The following is a 24,375-nucleotide window of genomic DNA, read 5'->3' on the forward strand; positions in this document are numbered from 1 at the left end:
AGCAACATTCGCCGACGAAAAAGCTCGCACAAAATAAATTACTGGATTACAATTTAAATATCCTATAAGGAATTCTAGTTTCCAAAAATAAATGTTACGGGGAAATACAAAAATGAAAATCACGACTTTGTTCAAATCTTCCATGCTCGCCGCCCTGCTGTCCGGCGGCAGCGCCTTCGCCGCGCCCGTGGAACTGCTGGTGAACGGCAGCTTTGAAGCCACACACCAGGCGGCAGGCAGCTGGAACAATTACGCCAACCTGAGCGGTTGGACCGGCGGGCAGTATGGCATCGAACTGCGCAACAACGTCCAAGGCGTAGCCGCCGATGGCGTCAACTTCATCGAGCTGGACACCACCCGCAACAGCAGCTTCAGCCAGACGGTGTTGACCACGCTAGGCCAGCACTACACATTGAGCTTCCAGTTCCAGGACCGCGCCGGCGTAGCCGCTTCGTCACAAGGCCTCTCAGTGAACTGGGGCGGCAGCTTGATCGGCCAAGTCAACAACTCGCTGAACGGCGGCTGGCAAACCCAGACCTACTCCCTGATCGGCGACGGTTCGGCGATGAAACTGAACTTCAGCGCTATCGGCGTCAGCGACAGCCTGGGCACTTCGCTGGACAATGTGTCGTTGATCACCGCCGTGCCCGAGCCGGAGACCTATGCGATGCTGCTGGCGGGCATGGCGCTGGTCGGCGTCGCAGCGCGCCGCCGCAAGGCCGCCAGGTAATTCCCGCGGCTCACCGTCAAAAAACGCCCTTCCGGGCGTTTTTTTCATTTCAGGCGACGATGCGTTCACGCAGGGCTTCGACCGAGGCGCGCCATTCCTCGTAATGTTCGCTCTCGGCCCACAGCTCGCGCAGTTCCGATTGGTCGGACAGGATGCGGGCGATGGCCTGCAAGGCCTTCTCCTCCAGATCCGCGCGCCGGCGCGCTTTCGGCTTGCGCGCCTCGACCCATTCGTCCACCACCGCGCTGTCCTCGCTGGCCGCGCCGCCCTTGCCCTGAAGCCGCGCGAGGACCTCGATGGCCACCAGCGCCTCCGCCGCGAACGGCGCTTCCAGCTCGCCGGCGCCGGTGTCGAGCGCCGTGTTCAGCGTGTCCTCGACCGCGTCCAGATTACTAATCTCCTGCAAATCCTGCGCCCAGTCCTGCGCGTAGTCGTTGCCGAAGGCGTCCACCGCCCATGTACCCATCATCCGCTCCTTATGCTTTGGCGGGTTTGATCAGCGACGCGTCCTTCTGCGTCTTCACCATTTGCATCGCGGTCGCGATCAAGCCGCTCATCTCACCCAGGTTGGCCGGGATGATAATCGAATTATTGGTTTTGGCAAGCTGGCCGAAGGCACCGACATACTGCTCCGCCACTTTCAGGTTCACCGCGTCCTCGCCACCCGGCTCGCGGATCGCGGCACCGACCTGACGCAGCGCCGACGCATTCGCTTCCGCCAGCGCGACGATGGCGGCGGCCTGGCCCTCGGCGCGGTTGATGGCGGCCTGCTTGTCGCCTTCCGAGCGGGCGATCTGCGCTTCGCGTTCGCCATTGGCGATGTTGATCTGCTCCTGCTTGCGCCCTTCGGAAGCGGCGATCAGTGCGCGCTTTTCACGCTCGGCGGTGATCTGCGCCTGCATCGCGTGCAGGATCTCCTTCGGCGGCGTCAGGTCCTTGATCTCGTAGCGCAGCACCTTCACGCCCCAGTTGGCGGCCGATTCGTCGATGGCGTTGACCACCGTGGTGTTGATGTGGTCACGCTCCTCGAAGGTCTTGTCCAGCTCCATGCGGCCGATCACCGATCGCAAGGTCGTCTGCGCCAGCTGCGTGATGGCGGCGATGTAGTTCGACGAACCATAGGAGGCGCGCATTGCGTCGGTGATCTGGAAGTACAGGATGCCGTCCACCTGCAACTGCGTGTTGTCCTTGGTGATGCAGACCTGCGGCGGCACGTCCAGCGGGATCTCCTTGAGTACATGCTTGTAGGCGATGCGGTCGACGAACGGGATCACGATGTTGAGGCCCGGCCCCAGGGTCGCGTGATATTTGCCAAGCCGCTCGACCACCCACGCGTGCTGCTGCGGCACCACATTGATGGTCTTGAATACGAACACCAACGCCAGGACAAACAGGACCAGGCTTACGTTACCAAAACTGATATCCATCTAAACTCTCCAGTGAATGAATCTTAGCCGGCCACAATCAGCCGGCTGCCGCGCACTTCGCATATTCTGTATTGGCCCGGCGCGGGGTTGGGACCCGACGCGCTGCGATCGAGCTCCACGTCCCACAAGGCGCCGCGATACATCACGCGCGCCGAACCATCCTGCCAGGCCGGCACGTTGACCGTCTGGCCGATATCCATATTGACGTTGGGATCGCGCTCGGCGCGCACCTGGCCGCCGGTTCGACCGAAGCGGCTGCGGCGCAGGGCGACGGTGGCGCCCACGCCCACCAGCGCTGCCACCAGCGTCTGCGCGGCCACGCCAAGGCCCAACAGCGCCGCCAGCGCGCCGGCGGCAAGGCCGATCGCGATCATCAGCAGATAGAACGTGCCGATGAACAGCTCCACGATGACGGCCGCGCCGGCGGCGACGAGCCAGTAACTCCACTCAGCCATGATGATCTCCTTCTGTGCGTACATCAAAGACGGTTGAAAAATGCAAAAACCCCCGCTTCCCGGAGTGGGACACGAGGGTTCTTGCAGCAGGACAGAATGTATTGATAGAGTATTTTGCAACTAAATTCGACAACTCCAGTCTATACCAATTTCAGCCTGCGTCAAACTTTATTCTTACTTCTGCAGCGCGGCCAGCTTCTGCCACGTGTCGATCACCGAGTCCGGATTCAACGACATCGACTCGATGCCCTGCTCCATCAGCCAGACCGCGAAGTCCGGATGGTCGGAAGGACCCTGGCCGCAAATGCCGATATATTTGCCCTGTGCGCGGCACGCCTTGATCGCCAGCGACAGCAGCGCTTTGACGGCCGGATCGCGCTCGTCAAAGTCGGCCGCCAGCAGCGCCATGCCGGAGTCGCGGTCCAGGCCCAGGGTCAGCTGGGTCAGATCGTTGGAACCGATCGAGAAGCCGTCGAAGTGCTCCAGGAACTGGTCGGCGAGGATCGCGTTGGACGGCACTTCGCACATCATGATCAGACGCAGTTCGTTTTCGCCGCGAACCAAACCGTTCTTGGCCAGCAGATTGACGACCTTCTCGGCCTGGCCCAAGGTACGCACGAACGGCACCATGATCTCGACGTTGGTCAGGCCCATGTCGTTACGCACGCGCTTCATCGCCTGGCATTCCATTTCGAACGCGCCGGCGAAGTCCTCGGCCAGGTAACGCGCCGCGCCGCGGAAGCCCAGCATCGGGTTTTCCTCGTCCGGCTCGTAGCGCGAACCGCCGATCAGCTTTTTGTACTCGTTCGACTTGAAGTCGGACAGGCGCACGATCACCGGTTTTGGCCAGAAGGCGGCGGCGATGGTGGCGATACCCTCGGCCAGCTTGTCGACGTAGAAGGCCTTCGGCGAGGCGTGGCCGCGCGCGACCGACTCCACCGCTTTTTTCAGGTCCGCATCGATGTTCGGGTATTCCAGAATCGCTTTCGGATGAACGCCGATGTTGTTGTTGATGATGAATTCCAGACGCGCCAGGCCGACGCCGGCGTTCGGCACCGACTGGAAGTCGAACGCCAGCTGCGGATTGCCGACGTTGAGCATGATCTTGGTCGACAGCTTGGGCAGTTCGCCGCGCGCCACTTCCGACACTTCCGTTTCCAGCAGGCCGTCGTAGATCTTGCCCTCGTCGCCTTCGGCGCAGGACACGGTGACGAAGGTGCCGTCTTTCAGGATCTCGGTGGCGTCGCCGCAACCGACAACCGCCGGCACGCCCAGCTCGCGGGCGATGATCGCCGCGTGGCAGGTACGGCCGCCGCGGTTGGTGACAATCGCCGAGGCGCGCTTCATGACCGGTTCCCAATTAGGATCGGTCATGTCGGCCACCAGCACGTCGCCCGGCTGCACGCGTTCCATGTCGGCCGGGTCGTGGATCACGCGCACGGGACCAGCGCCGATCTTCTGGCCGATCGCGCGGCCCGAGGTCAGCACGGTGCCGCTCGATTTCAGTTTGAAGCGCTGCTGCACGTCGGTCGCCTTCTGCTGCGATTTGACGGTTTCAGGACGCGCCTGCAGGATATACAGTTTGCCGTCGCGGCCATCCTTGCCCCACTCGATGTCCATCGGACGGCCGTAGTGGTTCTCGATGATGACGGCATACTTGGCCAGTTCCACCACTTCGGTGTCGTTCAGCGAGTAGCGGTTGCGCATTTCGACAGGAACGTCGACGGTCTTGACCGAGCGGCCAGCCTTGGCTTCGTTGGTGAACTCCATCTTCAGCAGCTTGGAGCCGATGTTGCGGCGGATGACCGGCGATTTGCCTTTTTCCAGCATCGGTTTGTGGACATAGAATTCGTCCGGATTGACCGCGCCCTGCACCACCGTCTCGCCCAGGCCATAGCTGGAGGTGACGAAGACCACGTCCTTGAAGCCGGATTCGGTGTCGATGGTGAACATCACGCCGGCCGCGCCCAGGTCGGAACGGACCATGCGCTGCACGCCGGCCGACAAGGCCACTTCGGCGTGGGTGAAGCCTTTGTGGACGCGGTACGAAATCGCGCGGTCGTTGTACAGCGAGGCGAAGACGTGCTTCATCGCGTCGAGCACATTGTCGATGCCGACGACGTTGAGGAAGGTCTCCTGCTGGCCGGCGAACGAGGCGTCCGGCAAATCCTCGGCGGTGGCCGACGAACGCACGGCAAACGACATTTCGGTGCTCGAATCGGCCACCAGTTTGTCGTAGAAGGTCTCGATTTCCTGCTGCAGGCGTGGCTGGAACGGGGTTTCGACGATCCATTGACGGATCTCGGCGCCCGCTTGCGCCAGCGAGCGCACGTCGTCGATGTTCAAATGGGCGAGGCGGTCGGCGATGCGCTCGGCCAGCGGCTTGCCGCCGTCGACACTATGCGACAGGAAGTCGCGGAACGCCTGCGCCGTGGTGGCGAAGCCGCCCGGAACACGCACACCGGCTTCCGCCAGTTGGCTGATCATTTCGCCCAGCGAGGCGTTTTTGCCGCCGACGGATTCGACATCCGTCATGCGCAAATTTTCGAACGATGCGACGTAAACCGCTTCGTTATTTTGCTCCTTCAATGCTGCGTTAGACATATTGACACCTTTTGATGATAGAAATCTTGCGGCGGTGCGCAGACGCCGTACCTTCGAGGTACGTTGTTTCATTCTTGTTATTCTGGTCGTCGTGCAGCACAATCTTACCTATGGCGTCCATTCTACAGCTTGCGGCCCAAATTGACGATTCACAATCCTGACAGGCTTACATCACATGACACAAGAACAACGTCCTCCCCTGCCGTCGTCCGCCCGCACCGTGTTCTTCGTCTCGGACGGCACCGGCATCACGGCTGAAACTTTTGGTCACTCGGTCCTGACCCAGTTCGAGCTGCGCTTCCGCCAGGTGCGCCTGCCGTTCATCGATACCCTGGACAAGGCGCACGACGCGGCGCGCAAGATCAACGAGGCTTTTGCAACCGACGGTCAACGTCCGATCATCTTTTCGACCCTGGTGCAGACGCAGTTGTCGGACGTGATCCGCGCCTGCAAAGGCATGTATATGGACTTGTTCCAGACGTTTGTTGCCCCGCTGGAACAAGAGTTGAATGTCAAATCGACGCACACCATCGGCCGTTCGCATAACATCGTCGACAGCGAAGAATACAAAAACCGCATCGAGGCGATCAACTTCTCGCTGGCGCACGACGACGGCCAATCGCACAAGAACCTGGCCTCGGCCGACGTGATCCTGGTGGGCGTTTCGCGCTCGGGCAAGACGCCAACCAGTTTGTATCTGGCCATGCAGTACGGGATCAAGGCGGCCAACTATCCGCTGATCCCGGACGATTTCGAGCGCGGCAAGCTGCCGTCGTCGTTGTACGACTTCAAGCCGAAGATTTTCGGCTTGACGATCACGCCGGAGCGCCTGGCCGAGATCCGCAACGAGCGCCGCGCCGGCAGCAAGTACGCGTCGATCGAGAACTGCCGCTATGAGGTCAACGAGGCGGAAATGATGATGAAGCGCGAAGGCATCCGCTGGCTGTCGTCCACCACCAAGTCGATCGAGGAGATTTCGACCACGATCCTGCAAGAGATCAAACCTAACCGCCGGGAGTACTGACATGATCGGCCGCGCCGCGTTGACCATGCTGTTGGGGACTGTTGTTTTAAACGGGGCCGCGCAGGAGACGCCCTCCCTGGCGAAAGCCTACGCGGGCCGGCTGACGATCGGCGCCGCCATCGAGCCGTCGCAACTGACGTCGGCCGAAGCGCCGCTGCTGGCGGCGCACTTCAACAGCATCGTCGCCGAAAACGTCATGAAGCCGGCCGATATCCAGCCCAAGGAAGGCGCCTACAATTTCGGGCCCGCCGACAAGCTGGTGGCCTACGCGCAGGGACGCGGCATGGCGATGCGCGGCCACACCTTGCTGTGGCATCTGCGCACGCCCGAGTGGATGTGGACCGACAGGGAAGGCAAGCCGGCGTCGCGCGACTTGGTGCTGGCACGTTTGAAATCGCATATCGACACGGTCGTCGGCCGCTACAAAGGCGCGGTGTACGCGTGGGACGTGGTCAATGAAGTCATCGACGAGAAGCAGCCCAACTGCCTGCGCAAGGACAAGTGGTTCGCAGCGACAGGTGACGCGTATATCGAGCAGGCCTTCCGCTATGCCCATGCGGCCGATCCGAAGGCGCGGCTGTATATCAACGACTATTCGACCGAGGAACCGGCCAAGCGCCAGTGCCTGGAACGGATCGTCAAGGGATTGCTCGAGCGGGGCGTGCCGGTGCACGGTGTCGGGCATCAGATGCACGTTTCGGTATTCAGCCCTTCGGTGGAATCGATCGATAAATCGCTGACCACCTTCGCTCAGTTAGGGCTGGAGAACCAGGTCACCGAGCTGGATGTGAGCTTGTACCGGTATCAAGCCAAGTCGCTGTCGGACACCGAGGAAAAGCTGCTGCAATTGCAGGGCGAACGCTATGCGGCGCTGATGAAGGTCTTCCTGGCCCACCCCGAACTGCGCGCGGTGACGCTATGGGGCATCTCCGACAGCCACACCTGGCTCAATCACGGCGAATACGAAGGCCGCCACGACTCGCCGCTGCTGTTCAACCGCCAGCAAAAGCCCAAGCCGGCGTTCACCGGCATGCTCAACGCCGCGAAATAGCCGTTCTAGAAGAAGTGCTGCCAGTCAGCGAGCCAGGCGGGGAATTCTTCGACCGGCATCGGTTTGGCGATGTAGTAACCTTGGGCGTAGGTGCAGCCCAGCCCTTGCAGGAAGTCCCAGTCCTGCTTGGTTTCGACGCCGACCGCCACCGAGCGCCGGTCCAGGCTACGCGCCAGGCCGAGGCAGGAGCGCAGCACCGTTCCTATCGCTTGCTTTTTGGAGGCGCCGTCGACGAAGCTGCGGTCGATCTTCAATTCTGAAAAAGGTATGCGCGCCAGCAGCTGCAGGTTGCTGCGCCCCGTGCCGTAATCGTCGATGGCAAGGCCGAAGCCTTTCATCCGCAGCCGCAGCAGCCGCTCGAGGAAGTGCGGGTCGGTGGTCAGCACCGACGATTCGGTCATCTCGAAGGTGATGTAGTCGGGCAGGATGCTGTGCCGCATAAGGCAGGCCGCGATCTGCTCCATGAACTGCGGGTGCGCCAGCGTGCTTTGGTCGACGTTGATCGAAAACGAGATCGGGATGCCCTGGTCGTGCAGGGTGCGGCAGGCGCCGACCGACTTTTCGATCATGCTCCAGTCAAGAAAGTCGATGCGCCGGTTCTGCTCCAGCGCCGGCATGAACGATGCCGGCCCCAGTACGCCATGCAGCGGATGGCGCCAGCGCGCGAACATTTCCAGCCCCTTCACCTGCCCCGTTTCCAGTTCGATCTTGGGCTGGAAGTGGGGATCGAATTCGCGCGCCTGCAATCCGGCGCCCACTTCGGCGAACGACATCGGCTGCACCTTGGCGGTGGCGGCGTGGGGTTCCGGGCGATGCAAATAGTTGGCTACCAGCGCTTCGAGGCGGCTGCCGATGACCGGCTTGCCGATCGCGCCGAGAACATTGACACCGTAGGCGTCGGCCATGGTCTCGACCGAGAACAGCACCGCGTTGGTTTGCGCGCCGACGATGATGATGCCGGCCGTGCTTTTCGCTTCACCCAGCCGGCGTATGAGCTCCAGCGCGTCCATGCCCGGCAGCGCCAGGTCTAGGATGGCGATATCGACCGGAGGCGTGATGCCGGCGCTGAAATGGCGCAGTGCCGTGTAGCCGTCGGGCGCCTGCGTGATCCGGCCCACGCCCAGGTGAACCAGGATATCGGCAAGCGCGTGTCGTTGTACTTGATCCCCTTCCGCTACAAGAAAGTGCAACTGCGCGATATCCATGACGGCTCCGATCAAACGTTCTACAGTTGATTCTGCCTGACTTGTTCGAAAAAGCATACCGCCGCGCATGCGGCGACGTTCAGCGACTCCACCTGGCCCAAATGCGGGATCACCACCTGGTGCGTCGCCATCGATAGCAGATCGTCCGCCACGCCCTGCCCCTCATGGCCGAACAGCCACGCGACCGGCTGCCGCAGATCGACGTCGTACAGGCGCTGCGTGGCGTAGCCGCTGGTCGCAAGCGACGTCACCTTCGACGTGGACACCAGCGAGGCCAGGTCGACGTTCTCGAATATATCGAGCACGAAGTGCGCGCCCATCGCCGCCCGCAGCACTTTCGGCGACCAGCAGAACGCGGTGCCGGCGCTGCAATAGACTTGTTTGATGCCAGCCGCCGCCGCGCTGCGCAGGATGGATCCGACGTTGCCGGGGTCTTGCACGTTATCGAGCAGCACCGCCGACACGGCCAGCGGCTCGGTGACGGCGCGCTCCGGCGTCTGCACCGAGAACATTACGCCGACGCCGTGTTCTACCTGGCTGACGGCGTTGTACAACGCATCGGGCAGCGCCAGCACGTGCGCGTGCTTGGCCTCGAGCTGGCCGACGATGTCCATCACTTCGGGGTTGTGCAAGGCGGTCTCGCTGACGATGCATTGCTCCGGCAGGCCGCGCAGCTGCAAATAGGCCTGGCACAAATGCACGCCGTCCAGCAAGGTGCGCCCGGACTTGCGCCGCGCCTGCGAACTGCCGGCCAGCTTGACCAGTTCCTTGTATTGCGCGTTGTCGCGCGAGGTGATGGTCTTCATGCGAAACCTCCGGCGGGCAGCAAGTCCATGGTGTACGCGGTTTGCACCGTTTGCGTCACTTTCACGGTCTCGACGACGACGCCATTGCGCATCGCGTGCAGCTCCAGCACCTCGCGCACCGGCGCGAACGAGCGGCGGTGCACCGGCGAGGCGCCATGCTCGCGCAAGCGCTCCATGTGCAGCGCCGTGCCATAACCCTTGTGCTGGTCGAAGCAATAATGCGGATATTGCGCGTGCAGCGCCACCAGCGCCGCGTCGCGCGCTGTCTTGGCCAGGATCGACGCCGCCGAAATGGCGTCCACCTTGTCGTCGCCGCCGATGACGGCGATGCTCTGGATTTTCATGACCGGGCAGCGGTTGCCGTCGATCAGGGCCAAGGTCGGCACCGTCTTCAGCGCCTCCACCGCGCGCCGCATCGCCAGCATCGACGCCTGCAGGATATTGAGCTTGTCGATTTCCTCTTCTGACGCTTCCGCGATGGCCCAGGCCAGCGCCTGCGCCTTGATCAGGGGCGCGAGCAAATCGCGTTTGGCTTCGGTCAGCTTTTTCGAGTCGCGCAGGCCGGCGATGGGCCGCGAGACGTCGAGGATGACGGCGGCGGCGAACACCGGCCCGGCCAGCGGGCCACGGCCGGCTTCATCGACGCCGCAAATGATCTCGTCGGCCGAATCGGGCAGATCGTCGAACAGACCGGGATGTTGATTTTTCACGTTGATTCTCTATCTTGAAATGACCTTGAGCACGGCCGCCGCGCTCTCCACCGCGCTGTTGCGCAGCAGGCTGTGATGCATGTCGCTGAAGCGCTGCACCAGCTTGAGGCGGTGCGGCACGTCGCTCAGTTGCTTCCACATGGCGTCGGCCAGTCCCTGCGGGCTGGCCTCATGCTGCACCATTTCCGGCACCAGGAATTCGCGCGCCAGGATGTTCGGCAATCCGATCCACGGCTGGTAGCCGAAGTGGCGCAGGATCTGGTATTCGGCCGCCATCATCTTGTATGCGATGACCATCGGCTTCTTAAACAGCGCCACTTCCAGCGACGCCGTTCCCGACGCCACCAGCACGGCGTCGGCTGCGGCGATGGCGGTGTGCGACTGGCCGTCCAGCAGCTGCACTTCCACGTCCTGCAGGCCGGCCTGCGCCACCAGTTCGAGGAAGTACCGGCGCTGGCGCTCGCCCGCCATCGGCGCGACGAAACGCAACGAGCGGTCGCGCTCCTTGAGCAGCTTGGCGGCGCCGATGAAGGCCGCCGTGTTGTACTTCAATTCCGACATGCGGCTGCCGGGCATGATGGTCACGACGTTGGCATCTTCCGGCAGGCCCAGAACGCGGCGCGCGGCCGCTTCGTCCGGCGCCATCGGTATCAGCTCGGCCAGCGGATGGCCGACATAGCTGACCGGCACCCCCGCCTTGCGGTAGATCTCCTCCTCGAACGGGAAGACCACCAGCATGTGCGACACCGCCTTGATGATTTTCTTGATGCGGCCACCGCGCCAGGCCCAGATCTGCGGCCCGATGTAGTGGATGGTCGGAATGCCGGCGTCCTTGAGCTGCATCTCCAGCCCCAGGTTAAAACCCGGGTAGTCGGCGCCGATGAAGGCAGCCGGCCGCTCGGCCAGCAGGCGGTCGCGCAATTCGTTCTGGATGCGTTTGATTTCGGGATAGCGCGGGATCACGGCCAGCAGGCCGCGCACCGTCAGCGTGTCCAGCGGGTAGTGCGATTCGAAACCCTGCGCGATCATCTGCTCGCCGCCGATGCCGTGGAAGCGCGCATCCGGCAGGTGCGGACGCAGTCCCGATAACAAGCGCGCGGCCAGCACGTCGCCCGAAGGCTCGCCGGCGACAACCGCCAGCGATAGTGGCGATCGTTCCGGCTGCGTCATGTCAGCGGACGATGCCACGGCTGGCGACGCCGAGGAATTCGCGCATCGACCGGATGTGCTCGGCCACCGCCGCCGGCGACGCCTCTTCCTCCGCCAACAGCGCCGCCTTGGCTTCTTCCAGGGTCAGGCCGGAACGGTAAATCAGCTTGTACGCGGTGCGGATGCCGTTGATCTGCTCGCGAGTGAAACCGCGCCGCTTCAGACCCTCGATATTGACGCCGTGCGCCTGCGCCGGGTTACCGTTCAACAGCACGAACGGCGGCACGTCCTGGGTCAGCGAGGTGCTCATGCCGACGAAGGCGTGGGCGCCAATCTTGCAGAACTGGTGGACGTTGGCGAAGCCGCTCATGATCACCCAGTCGCCGATTTCGACGTGCCCGGCGATCTGCGCGTTGTTCGAGAAGATCGTGTTGCTGCCGACCTGGCAGTCGTGCGCCAGGTGCACGTAGGCGGAAATCCAGTTGTCGTTGCCGAGCGAGGTGACGCCCTTGTCCTGCACAGTGCCGGTGTTGAAGGTGCAGAATTCGCGGATGGTGTTGCGGTCGCCGATGGTCAGGCGGGTCGGTTCGCCCGACCACTTCTTGTCCTGCGGCGCGGCGCCGATCGACGAGAACTGGAAAAACTTGTTGTCGCTGCCGATGCTGGTGTGGCCTTCGATGACCACGTGCGGGCCGACGACCGTGCCCGAACCGATGCGCACGTTCGGACCGATGACCGAGTACGGCCCGACTTCGACGCTGCTGTCGAGTTCCGCTTTGGGATCGACGATGGCGGTGGCATGAATCTTCGACATGCTTACTTCCCCATCGGCTGGCTGGCGTCGACGGCGCTGCGGATGGTGCACATCAGTTCCGCCTCGAGCGCGAGCTGGCCGTCGACCGTGCCCACGGCCTTGTACTTCCAGATGCCGCGCGCGTGGCGCAGGATCTCGACGTTCATCACCAGCTGGTCGCCCGGTTCGACCGGACGCTTGAAGCGCGCGTTGTCGATGCCGACGAAGTAGACCACCGAGTTCTCGTCCGGCTTGACGCCGATCGACAGGAACGACAGGATGGCCGCAGTTTGCGCCATCGCCTCGATCATCAGCACACCCGGCATGACCGGCTTGTGCGGGAAGTGGCCGTTGAAGAATTCCTCGTTGACGGTGACGTTCTTGATCGCCGTGATGCGCTTGTTGGCCTCCCAATCCAGCACGCGGTCGACCAGCAGCATCGGATAACGGTGCGGCAGGTACTGTTTGATCGCGTGAATATCCAGGCACTTTTTGGTGCAGGACGATTCGGTGGTTTCCGGAGTGGTGGTCATAATTATTTCTCTTCTTGATTCGTCAGTGTTTTAATTGTTTTTTCCAGCGCCCGCACCTTGTCGCGCATGGCGGACAGGTTACGCACGATGACGGCCGACTTTTCCCATTCGGCCGGGCGCGACATCGGGTAGTAGCCGATGTAGGTGCCTGGTTCCGTCAGCGAGCGCGGGATCATCGTCGACGGACCGACGTTCACGTGGTCGGCGATGGTGATATGGCCGTTGATCATGGCGGCGCCGCCGAAGGTGCAGTACTTCCCCACCGTGGTGCTGCCGGCCATGCCGACGCAGCCGGCCATCGCCGTGTGCGCGCCGATGTGGCAGTTATGGGCGATCTGGATCAGGTTATCGAGCTTGACGCCGTCCTCGATCACCGTGTCGGCCAGCGCGCCGCGGTCGACCGTGGTGTTGGCGCCGATGTCGACGTCGTCGCCGATCATCACGCGGCCGGTCTGCGGGATCTTGATGTAGACGCCCTTCTCGTTGGCGAAGCCGAAACCGTCGGTGCCGATCACGGCGCCCGAGTGGATGATGCCGCGCGCGCCGATCTGGCAATAGGCGTGGAAGGTGACGTTGGCGAAGAAGTGCGTGCCCTCGCCGATGACCGCTTCGCGCCCGATGTAGCAGCCGGCGTCGATGACGGCGTGCTCGCCGATGACGGCGCCCGGCTCCACCACCACCTTCGGTCCGATGTGGGCGGTGGCGGCGATCTGCGCGCCCTCGCCGATGAAGGCGGTCGGGTGGATGCCAGCCGGCGGCACGATGGCCGTCAGCGAGTGGAAATACTGCGCCGCCTTGGCGAAATACACATACGGGTTGGGGGTGACGATGCGCGCGCCGGTGTAGCCGGCGGCGATGAATTCGTCATCGGCGGGCGAGACGATCAATGCCGCCGCCGCCGTCTGCAGCGCCTGTGCGCGCAGTTTGCTGTTGCTCAGAAAGCTGATGTGCGAAACGCCGGCGTCGGTCAATGGCGCGATCCCGGACACTTCCAGGTTCGCGTCACCCATCAACTGCCCGCCGAAGCGTTCGACCAATTCTCCCAGTCGAGTGCCCATCGGGGTATCCAATCTTGTGTGATTTATTTGTCTTTATCGAGCGCCGCCAGCACCTTGTCGGTGATGTCGATGCGCGGGCTCGCCCATACCGCGTCCTGCAGCACGATGTCGAAGCCTTCGACATTGGCCATCTGGCGGATGATCTTGGTGGCGCGGTCCGAGATGGCCTGGCGCTCCTCGTTGGTGCGCTGGCTCAAATCCTCGCGGAACTCGCGCTGGCGGCGCTGGTATTCCTTATCGAGTTCGAACACGTCGCGCTGGCGCTTGACGCGGTCGGCCTCGGACAGCGCCGGCCCTTCCTTCTCCAGCTTGTCGGACGCCGTCTTCAGGCGCCCGGCCATATCCTGCATGGCCTTCTCGCGGCTCTTGAACTCTTCCTGCAGCTTCTCGCTGGCCAGCTTGGCCAGCTTGGACTCGTTGTAGATACGCTCAGGGCTCAGCCAGGCGATGCGCGAGGCCGAGGTCTGGGCCTGCACCGGCGCCAATGCACTCCACCCCAGCGCAAGCACGGCGAGATATTTGGTCAGATTAGCGGATGCAGTCTTCAACTTGTTTCTCCGAGGTAAATATTTGTACGGTGTACGCTGTGGGGTTCGCTGTAAAGTCGCACCCGCCCGCATCAGAAGCCGCTACCCATCTGGAACTGGAAGCGTTCCAGGCGGTCGCCTTCCTTGGCGTTCAAAGGCTTAGCATAACTCAACTTGAGCGGGCCCACCGGCGAAATCCAGCTGATGCCCAGGCCGGAGGAATAGCGCAGCTGCTGCAGGCGCATCTTCTCGCCTTCCTGGTAGACCTGGCCGCCGTCGAGGAAGGCGAACCAGCGCAGGCTGCGGTCCTGGCCGGAGCCTGGGAACGGCATCTGCAGCTCGGCGTTGCCGATCAGGCGCGAGGCGCCGCCCAGCGCGTCGCCGTAACGCGGATCGACCGCGCCCAGCGAGGAGCTCAGGTAGCCGCGCACCGAACCGATACCGCCGCCGTAGAAGTTTTTAAACACCGGATACGAGCTGTCGCGCAGCCCGCGGCCGTAGTCGATCTCGCCCTTGAGCGCCAGCGTCACCTTCGAGAACAGCGGCTTGTACCACTGCTGCTCGTAGACCGCGCGGTAGTACTTCTGCTGGCCGATGATGTCCAGTTCCAGGTTGGCGCGCTGGTAGCGGCCCACGGTCGGCGTCAGCGCCGAATCGCGGCTGTCGCGCGCCCACGCCATCGTCAGCGGCACGGCGTTGGTCTTGGCGCTGCCGATGCCGCTCTGGATGCCGGTGATGTCGCGCACGTACTGCTGGAAGCGGGTCGGCGACGTGGCGTCGGTCTCGATGTTCGAGCGTTCCAGGCCGATGCCGAAGAATACGGTGTCGACTTCGGAGAACGGTACGCCGTAGCTGACGCGTCCACCCTGCTGTTTGATCGTGTAGTAACCGGTGTTGAGCGCCGGCGGTTTTTGCGTGCGCAGATAGATTTCGTACGAGCGCGAAACGCCGTCATCGGTGTAATACGGGTCGGTCTGCGAGAACGAAATCGTGCGGCTGTACTTGGACGTGTTCAGTTCCATGCCGACGGTGGTGCCCGAGCCGGCGAAGTTGGCCTGCTGGATCGCCGCCTGGAAGGTGAACTTCTCCGACTGCGAGAACGCGCCGCCGATCTGGAAGTTACCGGTCGGCTTTTCGACCACGGTCAGGTTGACGTCGACCTGGTCGGAGGTGCCTTGCGCCTCCGGCGTGTCGACGGTGACGTCCTTGAAGTAGCCCAGGCGGTCAACGCGGTCGCGCGACAGCTTGATCTTGTTGGCGTCGTACCAGGACGATTCGAACTGGCGGAACTCGCGGCGTATCACTTCGTCGCGCGAGGTGGTGTTGCCGGCGATGTTCATGTGGCGCACGTAGGCGCGCTTGCCCGGATCGATGAAGAAGGTGAACGCCACTTCGCGCTTGTCGCGGTTGATGTCCGGATTGGCGTTGACGTTGGCGAAGGCGTAGCCGAAGGTGCCGAGGCGGTCCGAAATGAGCTTGTTGGTCGCGGTCAGGCGCGCGCCGGAATAGGTCTCGCCGTTGCGCAGCAGGACCAGCGAGCGCAGTTCCTCTTCGCGGCCGAAGGTCTCGCCCTCGAACTTGATGCCGGAGACGGTGTATTTCTCGCCTTCGGTGATGTTGATCGTGATGTAGATGTCCTTCTTGTCCGGCGTGATCGACACCTGCGTCGAGTCGATGTTCATCTCGATGTAGCCGCGATCGAGGTAGAAGGATTTGAGCGACTCGATGTCGCCGGTCAGCTTGGTCTTGGAATACTGGTCGGCCTTGGTGTACCAGCTGAACCAACCGCCGGTGTTGAGCGCGAGCTGCTGCTTCAGTTCCTTATCGTCGAACACCTTGTTGCCGACGATGTTGATCTGCTTGATCTTGGCGACGTCGCCCTCGTCGACCGCGAACGTGATGTTGACGCGGTTACGCTCGATCGGCGTGACGGTGGTGACGATCTTGACGCCGTACAGGCCGTGCGACAGGTACTGGCGCTTCAATTCCTGCTCGGCGCGGTCGACCGACGCCTTGTCGAAAATCTTGGCCTCGCCGACGCCGATGTCCTTGAGCGCCTTGACCAGCGTGTCTTTTTCAAATTCCTTGGTGCCGGTGAACTCCACCTTGGAGATGGCCGGGCGTTCCTCGACCAGCACCACCAGCACCTGGCCGTCGGCCTCGAGCTTGACGTCCTTGAAGAAACCGGTGGCGTACAGCGCCTTGATGGCGGTGACGCTCTTGTCGTCGTTGAAGGTCTCGCCCACCCGCACCGGCAGGTAGCTGAACACGGTGCCGGCCTCCGTACGCTGAATACCTTCGACGCGGATGTCCTTGATGACGAACGGTTCGATCGCCATGGCACGGCCGGCGCACAGCGCCAGGACGGCGGCGCCGATCAGGCTGCGGCGTAAAGAAGGTGAAGTAATACGGTCAGAATATAATTTCATTGGGGTTATTCAATGGCTAAATCAACGAACTACTTTATAAAAGCCGGGCGACGTCGTTAAATACCGCCAACAGCATTAACGTCATCAGCAAACCGATGCCAACTCGCTGTGCAATCTCGTTAAAACGTTCCGGCACAGGACGCCCAGTTAAAACTTCCAGCGAATAATACAGCAAATGCCCCCCATCTAGAACCGGAATCGGTAGCAAATTCATGACCCCTAAACTGATGCTGATGAAGGCGATAAAGCTTAAATAACTGACCACGCCCATGCGCGCGGTCTGGCCGGCGTAATCGGCGATCGTGATCGGGCCGGTGACGTTCTTGAGCGAGACCTCGCCGACGATCATCTTGCCGATCATCTTCAGCGTCATCGTACAAGTGTCCCAGACGCGGGCCATGGCCTTGCCCACCGCCTCCAGCGGCGACGATGGCACGACGATCATATCCGGCTGCAAAGCGACGTAAGCGCTGATCTTACCGACTGTTACAGTTCCTTTGCCGCTTTTTGCCTGCTCGGCCTGGGGCGTGACGGCCACTGTGACCGGCTGGCCGGCGCGCCGCACCACCACGTCCACCGTCTTGCCGGCCGAGGCGCGGATGATGTCGATGAAGGCGATGCCGTCGGCCACCGGCGTGCCGCCGACCGACAACAGCAGGTCGCCGATCCGCAGGCCGGCGCGCTCGGCCGCGCCTCCCGGCAGCACTTGCTGCACCACCGGCGCCGGCCGCGCCACGCCCAGGCCCAGCTTGCCGAGCACGTCGCCGTCGAGGTCGAGCGCGGCCAGCACGTCGGCCGGCAGCACGAAGTGGCGGCGGCCCTCGCCCGGACGTTCGACCGTCAGGCGCGCTTCCTTCTTGTCGATGGCCGACTGCATCAGGTTCCAGCGCAGCTCGGACCAGACGGTCACCGGCTGTTCGTTGATGGCGGTGACCAGGTCGCCGCTGCGCAGGCCGGCCTGCCAGGCGGGCGTGGCGGAGGCGGCCTGCTTGCCCTGCCCCGCATCGGCGTCGTTCGTTGCTATCGAAGCGTCGGTGGCCAGCGTGGGCACCTCGCTGGCGCGCACGCTGATCTTGCTGACCGGCTCTTCCACGCCATACATGTACAGGCCGGCGAACAGCACGATCGCAATCAGGAAATTGGCCAGCGGGCCGGCGCCGACGATGGCGATGCGCTTCCACACGTTCTGGCGCGTGAACTCGCGCTTCAGGTCCTGCGGCGGAAGGTGCGCCAGGTCGCCCTCGCGGGCGTCGAGCATCTTGACGTAGCCGCCCAGCGGCAGCGCCGACACGGCCCATTCGGTCTGGTCGGGGCCGAAGCGGCGCGACCACACGACCTTGCCCATGCCGACCGAGAAGCGCAGCACCTTGACGCCGCACCAGCGCGCCACCAGGTAGTGCCCCAATTCGTGGAAGACGATCAGGGAGCCGAGGCAGACGACAAACGCCAGCACGGTTTGCAGGAAATTCATTTTGCCATCCCGGCGATGATGGTTTCGGCGGCGTCGCGCGCCAGCGCGTCCTGCGCCATGACGGCCTCGATGCTATCGGCGGCGTTGTGCGGCAGCTTTTCCATCACCTGGGCGATCACGCGGTCGATCTGGCGGAAGCCGATCTTCAGGTCAAGGAAGGCTTGCACCGCGATCTCATTGGCGGCGTTGAGCAGCGCCGGCGCCGTGCCGCCGGCGCGCAGGGCGTCGAAGGCCAGCGCCAGGCACGGGAAGCGCGCGAAGTCGGGACGCTCGAACTGCAAGGTGGCGATTTGCGTCAGGTCGAGCTGGGCGACGCCGGAGTCGATGCGCTCCGGGTAGGCCAGCGCGTGGGCGATCGGCGTTCGCATGTCGGGGTTGCCCAGCTGGGCCAGCACCGAGCCGTCGACATACGACACCATCGAATGGATCACCGACTGCGGGTGGATGACGACGTCGATCTGGTCGGCCGGGGCGCCGAACAGCCAGTGCGCCTCGATCACTTCCAGGCCCTTGTTCATCATCGTGGCCGAGTCGACCGAGATCTTGCGGCCCATCGACCAGTTGGGATGCTTGCAGGCCTGCTCCGGCGTGACGTCTTCCAGGGTCTCGACGGCGCGCGTCAGGAACGGGCCGCCGGAAGCGGTCAGCAGGATCTTGGCGACGCCGCTGGCGCCCGGCTGGCGGCCGTACGACGACGGCAGGCACTGGAAAATCGCGTTGTGTTCGCTGTCGATCGGCAGCAGCACGGCGCCTGCCTCGGCGGCGGCGTCGATAAACAGCTGGCCGGACATGACCAGCGCTTCCTTGTTCGCCAGCAGCACTTTCTTGCCGGCGCGGGCGGCGGCCAGGGTCGGCGCCAGGCCGGCGGCGCCGACGATGGCGGCCATGACGCTGTGGACCTCGGGGGCGCTGGCGATGGCGCACAGGGCTGTCTCGCCGTATTCGACCTCGGTGGCGACGCCGGCCGCGCGCAGCAGCGCGTCCAGGCGCTCGGCGGCGTCGGCCGTGCCGACCACCGCGCGCAGCGGACGGAACTGCACGCACTGGGCGGCCAGTTCGTCGACGCGGCTGTGCGCGGACAGCGCGTAGACCGAATAGCGTTCGGGATGGCGGGCGAGCACGTCCAGCGTGGACACGCCGATCGAACCGGTGGCGCCAAGGATGGTGATGCGTTGCATAGGAATGTCTTTCAGAGCCAGGCGGTCAGCAGCGCGGCCAGCGGCAGCACGGGGATCAGCGCGTCGACACGGTCGAGCACGCCGCCGTGGCCAGGCAGCAGGTTGCTGCTGTCCTTGATGGCGGCGCGGCGCTTGAGTTGGGATTCGAACAGGTCGCCGATGACGGAGGCGGCGACGATGACCAGCAACGCCAGCAAGGTCAGCGCCCAGCCGAAGCGCGCCTGCAGGCGCACGGCGAAGGTGTCCTGCAACCACGGAACGGAAGCGGCCAGCACGATGGTCAGCGAGGCGATCGCCAGCACGGCGATGCCGCCGCCGATGGCGCCCTCCCACGATTTACCGGGGGAGATGGTCGGCGCCAGCTTGCGCTTGCCGAAGGCCTTGCCGGAGAAATAGGCGCCGATGTCGGCGATCCACACCAGGGCCAGCACCGACAGCAGGTACAGCGGCGATACCATGTACAGGCCGACGATGGCAAAGAAGCAGGCGAAAATGGCGAAGCTGAAGGTGATGGCCATCGACCAGTTGGCCGCGCCCTTGAGCGGCGGCAGCCCCAGGCCCAGGGTCGGCGCATAGCGGATCAGCCACAGCAGCGCGGCCACGCCGTACAGCGCGGTGACGGCGCCGGGCTTGGCGCTGTACATCAGCAGCACGAACAGGCCGCAGCTGACCACGCCGGTGACCTTGGCGGCGGTGGGCGACAGGCCGAACAGGCGCGCGCCCTCCCACATCGCGGCGCCGACGAACAAGGTGACGACCACGGCAAACGCGGGGAAATAATTGAAGAACAGGACCGGCAGCAACACCGCCAGCAAGAGCACCGCGGTAATAATCCGTGTTTTCAGCATTAGTTTGTCTTTTCGGCCAGTTGCGCGCCGGTGCGGCCGAAACGGCGCTCGCGGTGCTGGTAGGAGGCGATCGCCTCGTCGAGGCATTCGATGGAGAAATCGGGCCAGTACGTCTCGGTGAAGAACAGTTCGGTATAGGCGAGCTGCCACAGCAGGAAATTGGAGATGCGCTGCTCGCCGCCGGTGCGGATGAACAGGTCCGGCTCGGGCGCGTAGGCCATCGCCAGGTGCGGCGCCAGCTGTTCTTCGGTGAAATCGCCGCTACCAGGATGGGCGGCCACCATCTTGCCGACCGCCTGCATGATGTCCCAGCGCCCGCCGTAGTTGGCGCAGACGGTGACGGTCATGCGGGTATTGTTGGCGGTCTTGCGCTCGGCGTTGGCGATCATGCCCTGCAGCTTGGCGTCAAAGCGGCTCAGGTCGCCGACGACCTTCAGGCGGATATTGTTGGCGTGCAGTTTGGAGACCTCGCGGTCGAGCGCCGTGACGAACAGGCGCATCAGCAGCGACACTTCTTCTTCCGGGCGGCGCCAGTTTTCCGAGCTGAAGGCGAACAGGGTCAGGTATTCGACGCCGCGGCGGGCGCAGGCCTCGACCACGGTGCGCACCGCTTCCACGCCTTTGACGTGGCCGGCGACGCGCGGCAGAAAGCGTTTGGTCGCCCAGCGGCCATTGCCATCCATAATGATCGCGACGTGACGCGGCACATTCGGGGCTTCCGGAACCTCAGTAGTCGAACTCGTATATTTCATGAAAACTTTGGTGCCAAAGTATAAAGTATTGCAGGTGTGACGCAAAAAGACAAGGTAGCACGGTAACCCGCACCCAAAAGCGTGACGGGGTCGGACCCCGTACGGGGTCCGACCCCTAAGCCGGGGACTGCGGGTCGGCAGCTGGCGCCCTGAGGGGTTAAACCGTCAGCACTTCTTTTTCTTTTTCGACAACCATCTTGTCGATGTCGGCGATGAACTTGTCGGTCAGTTTTTGCACGTCGTCGGAGGCGCGGCGCTCGTCGTCCTCGGAGATGGCCTTGTCCTTGACCAGCTTTTTGAGCGATTCATTGCCGTCGCGGCGGATGTTGCGCACCGCGATTTTGGCGTCCTCGGCTTCGCTCTTGACCAGCTTGACCATTTCCTTGCGGCGTTCCTCGGTCAGCGGCGGGGTCGGCACGCGGATCATGTCGCCCTGCGACGACGGGTTCAGACCCAGGTCGGCGTCGCGGATGGCTTTTTCGATGGTCGAGGCCATTTTCTTTTCGAACGGCTGCACGCCGATGGTGCGCGCGTCCATCAGGGTGACGTTGGCCACCTGGGTCAACGCCGTCGGCGAACCGTAGTACTCGACCATCACGTGGTCGAGGATGCCGGTATGGGCGCGGCCGGTGCGGACCTTGGCCAGATCGGCACGCAAGGTTTCCAGCGATTTGGTCATGCGTTCTTGCGCATTCTTTTTAACGTCAGCTACGGACATTGCTGCTCTCCTGTGATCGGATATAAATGATGATGGTATTAAAGACGTTACACGTGGACCAGTGTACCCTCATCCTCGCCCATGATGACGCGTGCGAGCGCGCCCGGCTTGGTGATGGAGAACACCTTGATCGGCAATTTCTGGTCGCGGCACAGCGCAAAAGCGGTCGCGTCCATGACTTGCAGGTGCTTGGCGATCGCCTCGTCGAAGGTGATCGAGTGATACAGGGTGGCGTTCGGGTCCTTCTTCGGATCGGCCGTGTAGACGCCGTCGACCTTGGTGGCCTTCAGCACGATCTCGGCGCTGATCTCGGAACCGCGCAGCGCGGCGGCCGTGTCGGTGGTGAAGAACGGGTTGCCGGTGCCGGCCGCGAACACCACGACCTTGCCCTCTTCCAGGTACTGCAGCGCCTTCGGGCGCACGTACGGCTCGACCACCTGTTCGATGCCGATGGCCGACATCACGCGCGCGGTAATGCCGACATGGCGCATCGCGTCGGCCAGCGCCAGCGCGTTCATGACGGTGGCGAGCATGCCCATGTAGTCGGCGGTGGCGCGGTCCATGCCTTGGGCGCCGGGGGCGACGCCGCGGAAGATGTTGCCGCCGCCAATGACGATCGCCAGTTCCACGCCCATTTTCGCGACCTCGGCCACATCGGCGACCATCCGTTCGATCGTGCCGCGGTTGATGCCGTAAGGATCATCGCCCATCAGGGCTTCGCCGGACAGTTTGAGGAGGACGCGCTTGTAGGCTGGTTTGGACATGAGACGGGGCTCCTAAAGTGTGTATGTGGGGTTGATTCAGGGAAGGCTGCCGGCGCCTATCATACCTTGAGATAGGCGCGACGGCCGCCGGGGACAACTGGTGTTACAGACAAGATTATCTTGTCGGGCTAAAAAACGGGCCTCGCGGCCCGTTTTCACTATTAACCCTGGGAAGCGGCCATTTGAGCGGCCACTTCTGCGGCGAAGTCATCGACCTTCTTCTCGATGCCTTCACCGACGACGTACATCGTGAACGATTTCACGGTGGTCGCTTTTTCTTTCAGCATCTGCTCGATCGACTGCTTGTCGTTCTTGACGAACGCCTGGTTCAGCAGCGACACTTCCTTCAGATACTTCTGGACCGAACCTTCGAGGCGCTTGGCGACGATTTCCGGCGACTGCGCAGGCTTGCCGGCGGCGGCGGCGGTGGCCGCATCCTCGTCAGCCTTCAACTGGGCGACCGAGCGCTCTTTTTCGATCAGTTCTGCAGGAACCTGGTCGGCCGACAGCGACACCGGCTTCATCGCGGCGATGTGCATGGCGACGTCTTTACCGACTTGCTCGTCGGCGCCGTCGAACTCGACCACAACACCGATGCGGGTGCCGTGCAGGTACGAGGCCAGCTTGGCGGTCGTTTCGAAGCGCTGGAAGCGGCGGATCGACATGTTTTCGCCGATTTTACCGATCAAAGCGGCACGCACCTCGTCCAGGGTCTGGCCGTTGCCAGCTGGCAGGGCCAGCAGCGCGGCGACGTCGGCCGGGTTGTTTTCCGCGACCAGCTTGGCGGCGGTGTTGGCCAGGTTCAGGAAGTCGTCGTTCTTGGCGACGAAGTCGGTTTCCGAGTTCACTTCGATCAGCGCGCCCACGCCGTTGGCGATGTAGGTGGCGACCACGCCTTCGGCGGTCACGCGCGACGACGCTTTCGAAGCCTTGCCGCCCAGCTTGACGCGCAGGATCTCTTCAGCACGGCCCATGTCGCCTTCGGCTTCGGTCAGTGCTTTTTTGCATTCCATCATTGGCGCGTCCGTCTTGGCGCGCAGTTCGCCTACCATTGCTGCAGTAATCGCTGCCATAGTGTTTCTCCTGTATTCGGTATTCGGTGGAAGGGGAGCGGCCGGTCAGCCCTGCTCTACCCATTTACGTTAAAAAAAAGGGGGAGCTGTTGGCCACCCCTTTTTCCTTCAGCTAGTAAAGAACAATTAAGCCTGTTCGTTCACTTCGACGAATTCGTCGCCAGCTGCGGCTTTGACCATTTCAACTACTTCGTTACCGGCGGCTGCACGGCCTTCCAGGATCGCATCTGCAACGCCACGGGCGTACAGCGTGATGGCTTTCGACGAGTCGTCGTTGCCTGGAATGACGTACTGAACGCCTTCTGGCGAGTGGTTGGTATCGACCACGCCGATGACCGGGATGCCCAGTTTAGCGGCTTCGGTGATGGCGCCTTTATGGTAGCCAACGTCAACGACGAAGATTGCGTCAGGAACGCCGCCCATGTCCTTGATACCGCCGATCGATTTTTGCAGCTTGATCATTTCGCGTTGGAACATCAGCGCTTCTTTTTTCGACAGCTTCTCAACCGAACCGTCTTCGATCTGGGCTTCCATGTCTTTCAGGCGCTTGATCGAGGTCTTGATGGTTTTGAAGTTGGTCAGCATGCCGCCGAGCCAACGCTGATCGACGAAAGGAACGCCTGCGCGTGCCGCTTCAGCCGCGATGATTTCGCGCGCTTGACGCTTGGTGCCGACCATCAGGATGGTGCCGCGGTTCGAAGCAACCTGCTTCACGTGTTTCATCGCTTCTTGATACATACCCATCGTCTTTTCCAAGTTGATGATATGGATCTTGTTGCGGTGGCCGAAGATGAACGGTGCCATCTTTGGGTTCCAGAAACGGGTTTGGTGACCAAAGTGGACACCGGCTTCCAGCATTTCGCGCATCGTTACGGACATATTTAACTCCAGGGTTGGGTCTGGAATCCGATCAGTCACCATATAGGCACCCTTGTCGATCGGATTCGCGTTTATGAATAAACAATATTGACTACTTTATTGCCTGAACCGAAAGTCAAATCCAAGCAACCCGAGATTCTACCCTGAAAACAGCCACTTAGGCAAGTCCGGCGATAAGATGGAATACAGGG

General features: G+C 62.7%; 24 protein-coding genes. 3 read left to right on the forward strand and 21 right to left on the reverse strand.

Annotated elements, in window-relative coordinates; all coding sequences use genetic code 11:
* Positions 1–112: 112 nt before the first annotated feature.
* Positions 113–730, forward strand: coding sequence for a PEPxxWA-CTERM sorting domain-containing protein (locus AC0IYS_RS18150; protein ID WP_471706491.1), 618 nt, complete (start codon positions 113–115; stop codon positions 728–730).
* Between the two features lie 49 nt (positions 731–779).
* Here the strand turns inward: AC0IYS_RS18150 and AC0IYS_RS18155 are convergent, their stop codons facing one another.
* From AC0IYS_RS18155 to ppsA, 4 genes are all read right to left on the reverse strand, one after another.
* Positions 780–1,199, reverse strand: a complete 420-nt coding sequence (locus AC0IYS_RS18155) for a DUF4259 domain-containing protein (protein WP_471706492.1) — start codon at positions 1,197–1,199, stop codon at positions 780–782.
* A gap of 7 nt (positions 1,200–1,206) precedes the next feature.
* Positions 1,207–2,157: an SPFH domain-containing protein gene (locus AC0IYS_RS18160; RefSeq protein ID WP_471706493.1), complete on the reverse strand. Its 951-nt coding sequence runs from the start codon at positions 2,155–2,157 to the stop codon at positions 1,207–1,209.
* A 23-nt stretch (positions 2,158–2,180) separates the two neighbouring features.
* Positions 2,181–2,612 carry an NfeD family protein gene (locus AC0IYS_RS18165; protein WP_471706494.1) on the reverse strand — a complete coding sequence of 144 codons (432 nt, stop codon included), beginning with the start codon at positions 2,610–2,612 and terminating at the stop codon, positions 2,181–2,183.
* A gap of 174 nt (positions 2,613–2,786) precedes the next feature.
* Entirely contained in the window at positions 2,787–5,216 is a 2,430-nt protein-coding gene (gene ppsA, locus AC0IYS_RS18170; RefSeq protein WP_471706495.1) for a phosphoenolpyruvate synthase, read from the reverse strand.
* A gap of 175 nt (positions 5,217–5,391) precedes the next feature.
* Between ppsA and ppsR the strand changes: the two genes are divergently transcribed.
* Positions 5,392–6,240 carry a posphoenolpyruvate synthetase regulatory kinase/phosphorylase PpsR gene (gene ppsR / locus AC0IYS_RS18175; RefSeq protein ID WP_315212929.1) on the forward strand — a complete coding sequence of 283 codons (849 nt, stop codon included), beginning with the start codon at positions 5,392–5,394 and terminating at the stop codon, positions 6,238–6,240.
* A gap of 1 nt (position 6,241) precedes the next feature.
* Positions 6,242–7,291, forward strand: coding sequence for an endo-1,4-beta-xylanase (locus tag AC0IYS_RS18180; RefSeq protein WP_471706496.1), 1,050 nt, complete (start codon positions 6,242–6,244; stop codon positions 7,289–7,291).
* Between the two features lie 5 nt (positions 7,292–7,296).
* Here AC0IYS_RS18180 and AC0IYS_RS18185 read toward each other — a convergent pair whose 3' ends face one another.
* The 17 genes from AC0IYS_RS18185 to rpsB all read right to left on the reverse strand — a co-directional run bounded on the left by AC0IYS_RS18185 (position 7,297) and on the right by rpsB (position 24,184).
* Entirely contained in the window at positions 7,297–8,496 is a 1,200-nt protein-coding gene (locus AC0IYS_RS18185) for an EAL domain-containing response regulator (protein WP_471706497.1), read from the reverse strand.
* A 20-nt stretch (positions 8,497–8,516) separates the two neighbouring features.
* Positions 8,517–9,302: a TrmH family RNA methyltransferase gene (locus AC0IYS_RS18190; RefSeq protein ID WP_471706498.1), complete on the reverse strand. Its 786-nt coding sequence runs from the start codon at positions 9,300–9,302 to the stop codon at positions 8,517–8,519.
* A complete protein-coding gene (gene rnhB / locus AC0IYS_RS18195; protein WP_471706499.1) occupies positions 9,299–10,012 on the reverse strand; it encodes a ribonuclease HII in 714 nt (237 codons plus the stop codon). Before rnhB ends, AC0IYS_RS18190 begins: the two co-directional genes overlap by 4 nt.
* Before the next feature lie 9 nt (positions 10,013–10,021).
* Positions 10,022–11,200 carry a lipid-A-disaccharide synthase gene (gene lpxB / locus AC0IYS_RS18200; protein ID WP_471706500.1) on the reverse strand — a complete coding sequence of 393 codons (1,179 nt, stop codon included), beginning with the start codon at positions 11,198–11,200 and terminating at the stop codon, positions 10,022–10,024.
* The gene (gene lpxA / locus AC0IYS_RS18205) at positions 11,184–11,975 is read right to left on the reverse strand and encodes an acyl-ACP--UDP-N-acetylglucosamine O-acyltransferase (protein ID WP_471706501.1); all 792 of its coding nucleotides are present in this window, start codon (positions 11,973–11,975) and stop codon (positions 11,184–11,186) included. Before lpxA ends, lpxB begins: the two co-directional genes overlap by 17 nt.
* A 2-nt stretch (positions 11,976–11,977) precedes the next feature.
* Positions 11,978–12,487, reverse strand: coding sequence for a 3-hydroxyacyl-ACP dehydratase FabZ (gene fabZ, locus AC0IYS_RS18210; protein ID WP_090313858.1), 510 nt, complete (start codon positions 12,485–12,487; stop codon positions 11,978–11,980).
* Between the two features lie 2 nt (positions 12,488–12,489).
* Positions 12,490–13,545 carry a UDP-3-O-(3-hydroxymyristoyl)glucosamine N-acyltransferase gene (lpxD, locus tag AC0IYS_RS18215; protein ID WP_471706502.1) on the reverse strand — a complete coding sequence of 352 codons (1,056 nt, stop codon included), beginning with the start codon at positions 13,543–13,545 and terminating at the stop codon, positions 12,490–12,492.
* A gap of 23 nt (positions 13,546–13,568) precedes the next feature.
* Positions 13,569–14,093 (reverse strand): OmpH/Skp family outer membrane protein, encoded by a 525-nt coding sequence (locus tag AC0IYS_RS18220; RefSeq protein ID WP_471706503.1) that lies wholly within the window; start codon positions 14,091–14,093, stop codon positions 13,569–13,571.
* 71 nt (positions 14,094–14,164) lie between these two features.
* The gene (gene bamA, locus AC0IYS_RS18225; RefSeq protein ID WP_471706504.1) at positions 14,165–16,501 is read right to left on the reverse strand and encodes an outer membrane protein assembly factor BamA; all 2,337 of its coding nucleotides are present in this window, start codon (positions 16,499–16,501) and stop codon (positions 14,165–14,167) included.
* 34 nt (positions 16,502–16,535) lie between these two features.
* Entirely contained in the window at positions 16,536–17,972 is a 1,437-nt protein-coding gene (gene rseP, locus AC0IYS_RS18230) for an RIP metalloprotease RseP (RefSeq protein WP_471706505.1), read from the reverse strand.
* Positions 17,969–19,150 carry a 1-deoxy-D-xylulose-5-phosphate reductoisomerase gene (ispC, locus tag AC0IYS_RS18235; RefSeq protein ID WP_471706506.1) on the reverse strand — a complete coding sequence of 394 codons (1,182 nt, stop codon included), beginning with the start codon at positions 19,148–19,150 and terminating at the stop codon, positions 17,969–17,971. Before ispC ends, rseP begins: the two co-directional genes overlap by 4 nt.
* 11 nt (positions 19,151–19,161) lie before the next feature.
* A complete protein-coding gene (locus AC0IYS_RS18240) occupies positions 19,162–19,998 on the reverse strand; it encodes a phosphatidate cytidylyltransferase (RefSeq protein ID WP_471706507.1) in 837 nt (278 codons plus the stop codon).
* Positions 19,998–20,750, reverse strand: a complete 753-nt coding sequence (gene uppS / locus AC0IYS_RS18245; protein ID WP_471706508.1) for a polyprenyl diphosphate synthase — start codon at positions 20,748–20,750, stop codon at positions 19,998–20,000. The genes AC0IYS_RS18240 and uppS overlap by 1 nt, the downstream gene beginning before the upstream one ends.
* A gap of 157 nt (positions 20,751–20,907) precedes the next feature.
* Positions 20,908–21,468 carry a ribosome recycling factor gene (gene frr / locus AC0IYS_RS18250; protein ID WP_090313874.1) on the reverse strand — a complete coding sequence of 187 codons (561 nt, stop codon included), beginning with the start codon at positions 21,466–21,468 and terminating at the stop codon, positions 20,908–20,910.
* Between the two features lie 47 nt (positions 21,469–21,515).
* Positions 21,516–22,232 (reverse strand): UMP kinase, encoded by a 717-nt coding sequence (gene pyrH / locus AC0IYS_RS18255; protein ID WP_090313876.1) that lies wholly within the window; start codon positions 22,230–22,232, stop codon positions 21,516–21,518.
* Between the two features lie 161 nt (positions 22,233–22,393).
* Entirely contained in the window at positions 22,394–23,305 is a 912-nt protein-coding gene (gene tsf / locus AC0IYS_RS18260; RefSeq protein WP_463450415.1) for a translation elongation factor Ts, read from the reverse strand.
* A 126-nt stretch (positions 23,306–23,431) separates the two neighbouring features.
* Positions 23,432–24,184 carry a 30S ribosomal protein S2 gene (rpsB, locus tag AC0IYS_RS18265; protein ID WP_090313880.1) on the reverse strand — a complete coding sequence of 251 codons (753 nt, stop codon included), beginning with the start codon at positions 24,182–24,184 and terminating at the stop codon, positions 23,432–23,434.
* Positions 24,185–24,375: the final 191 nt, after the last annotated feature.

This window comes from Duganella sp. AC237, from assembly GCF_979254035.1.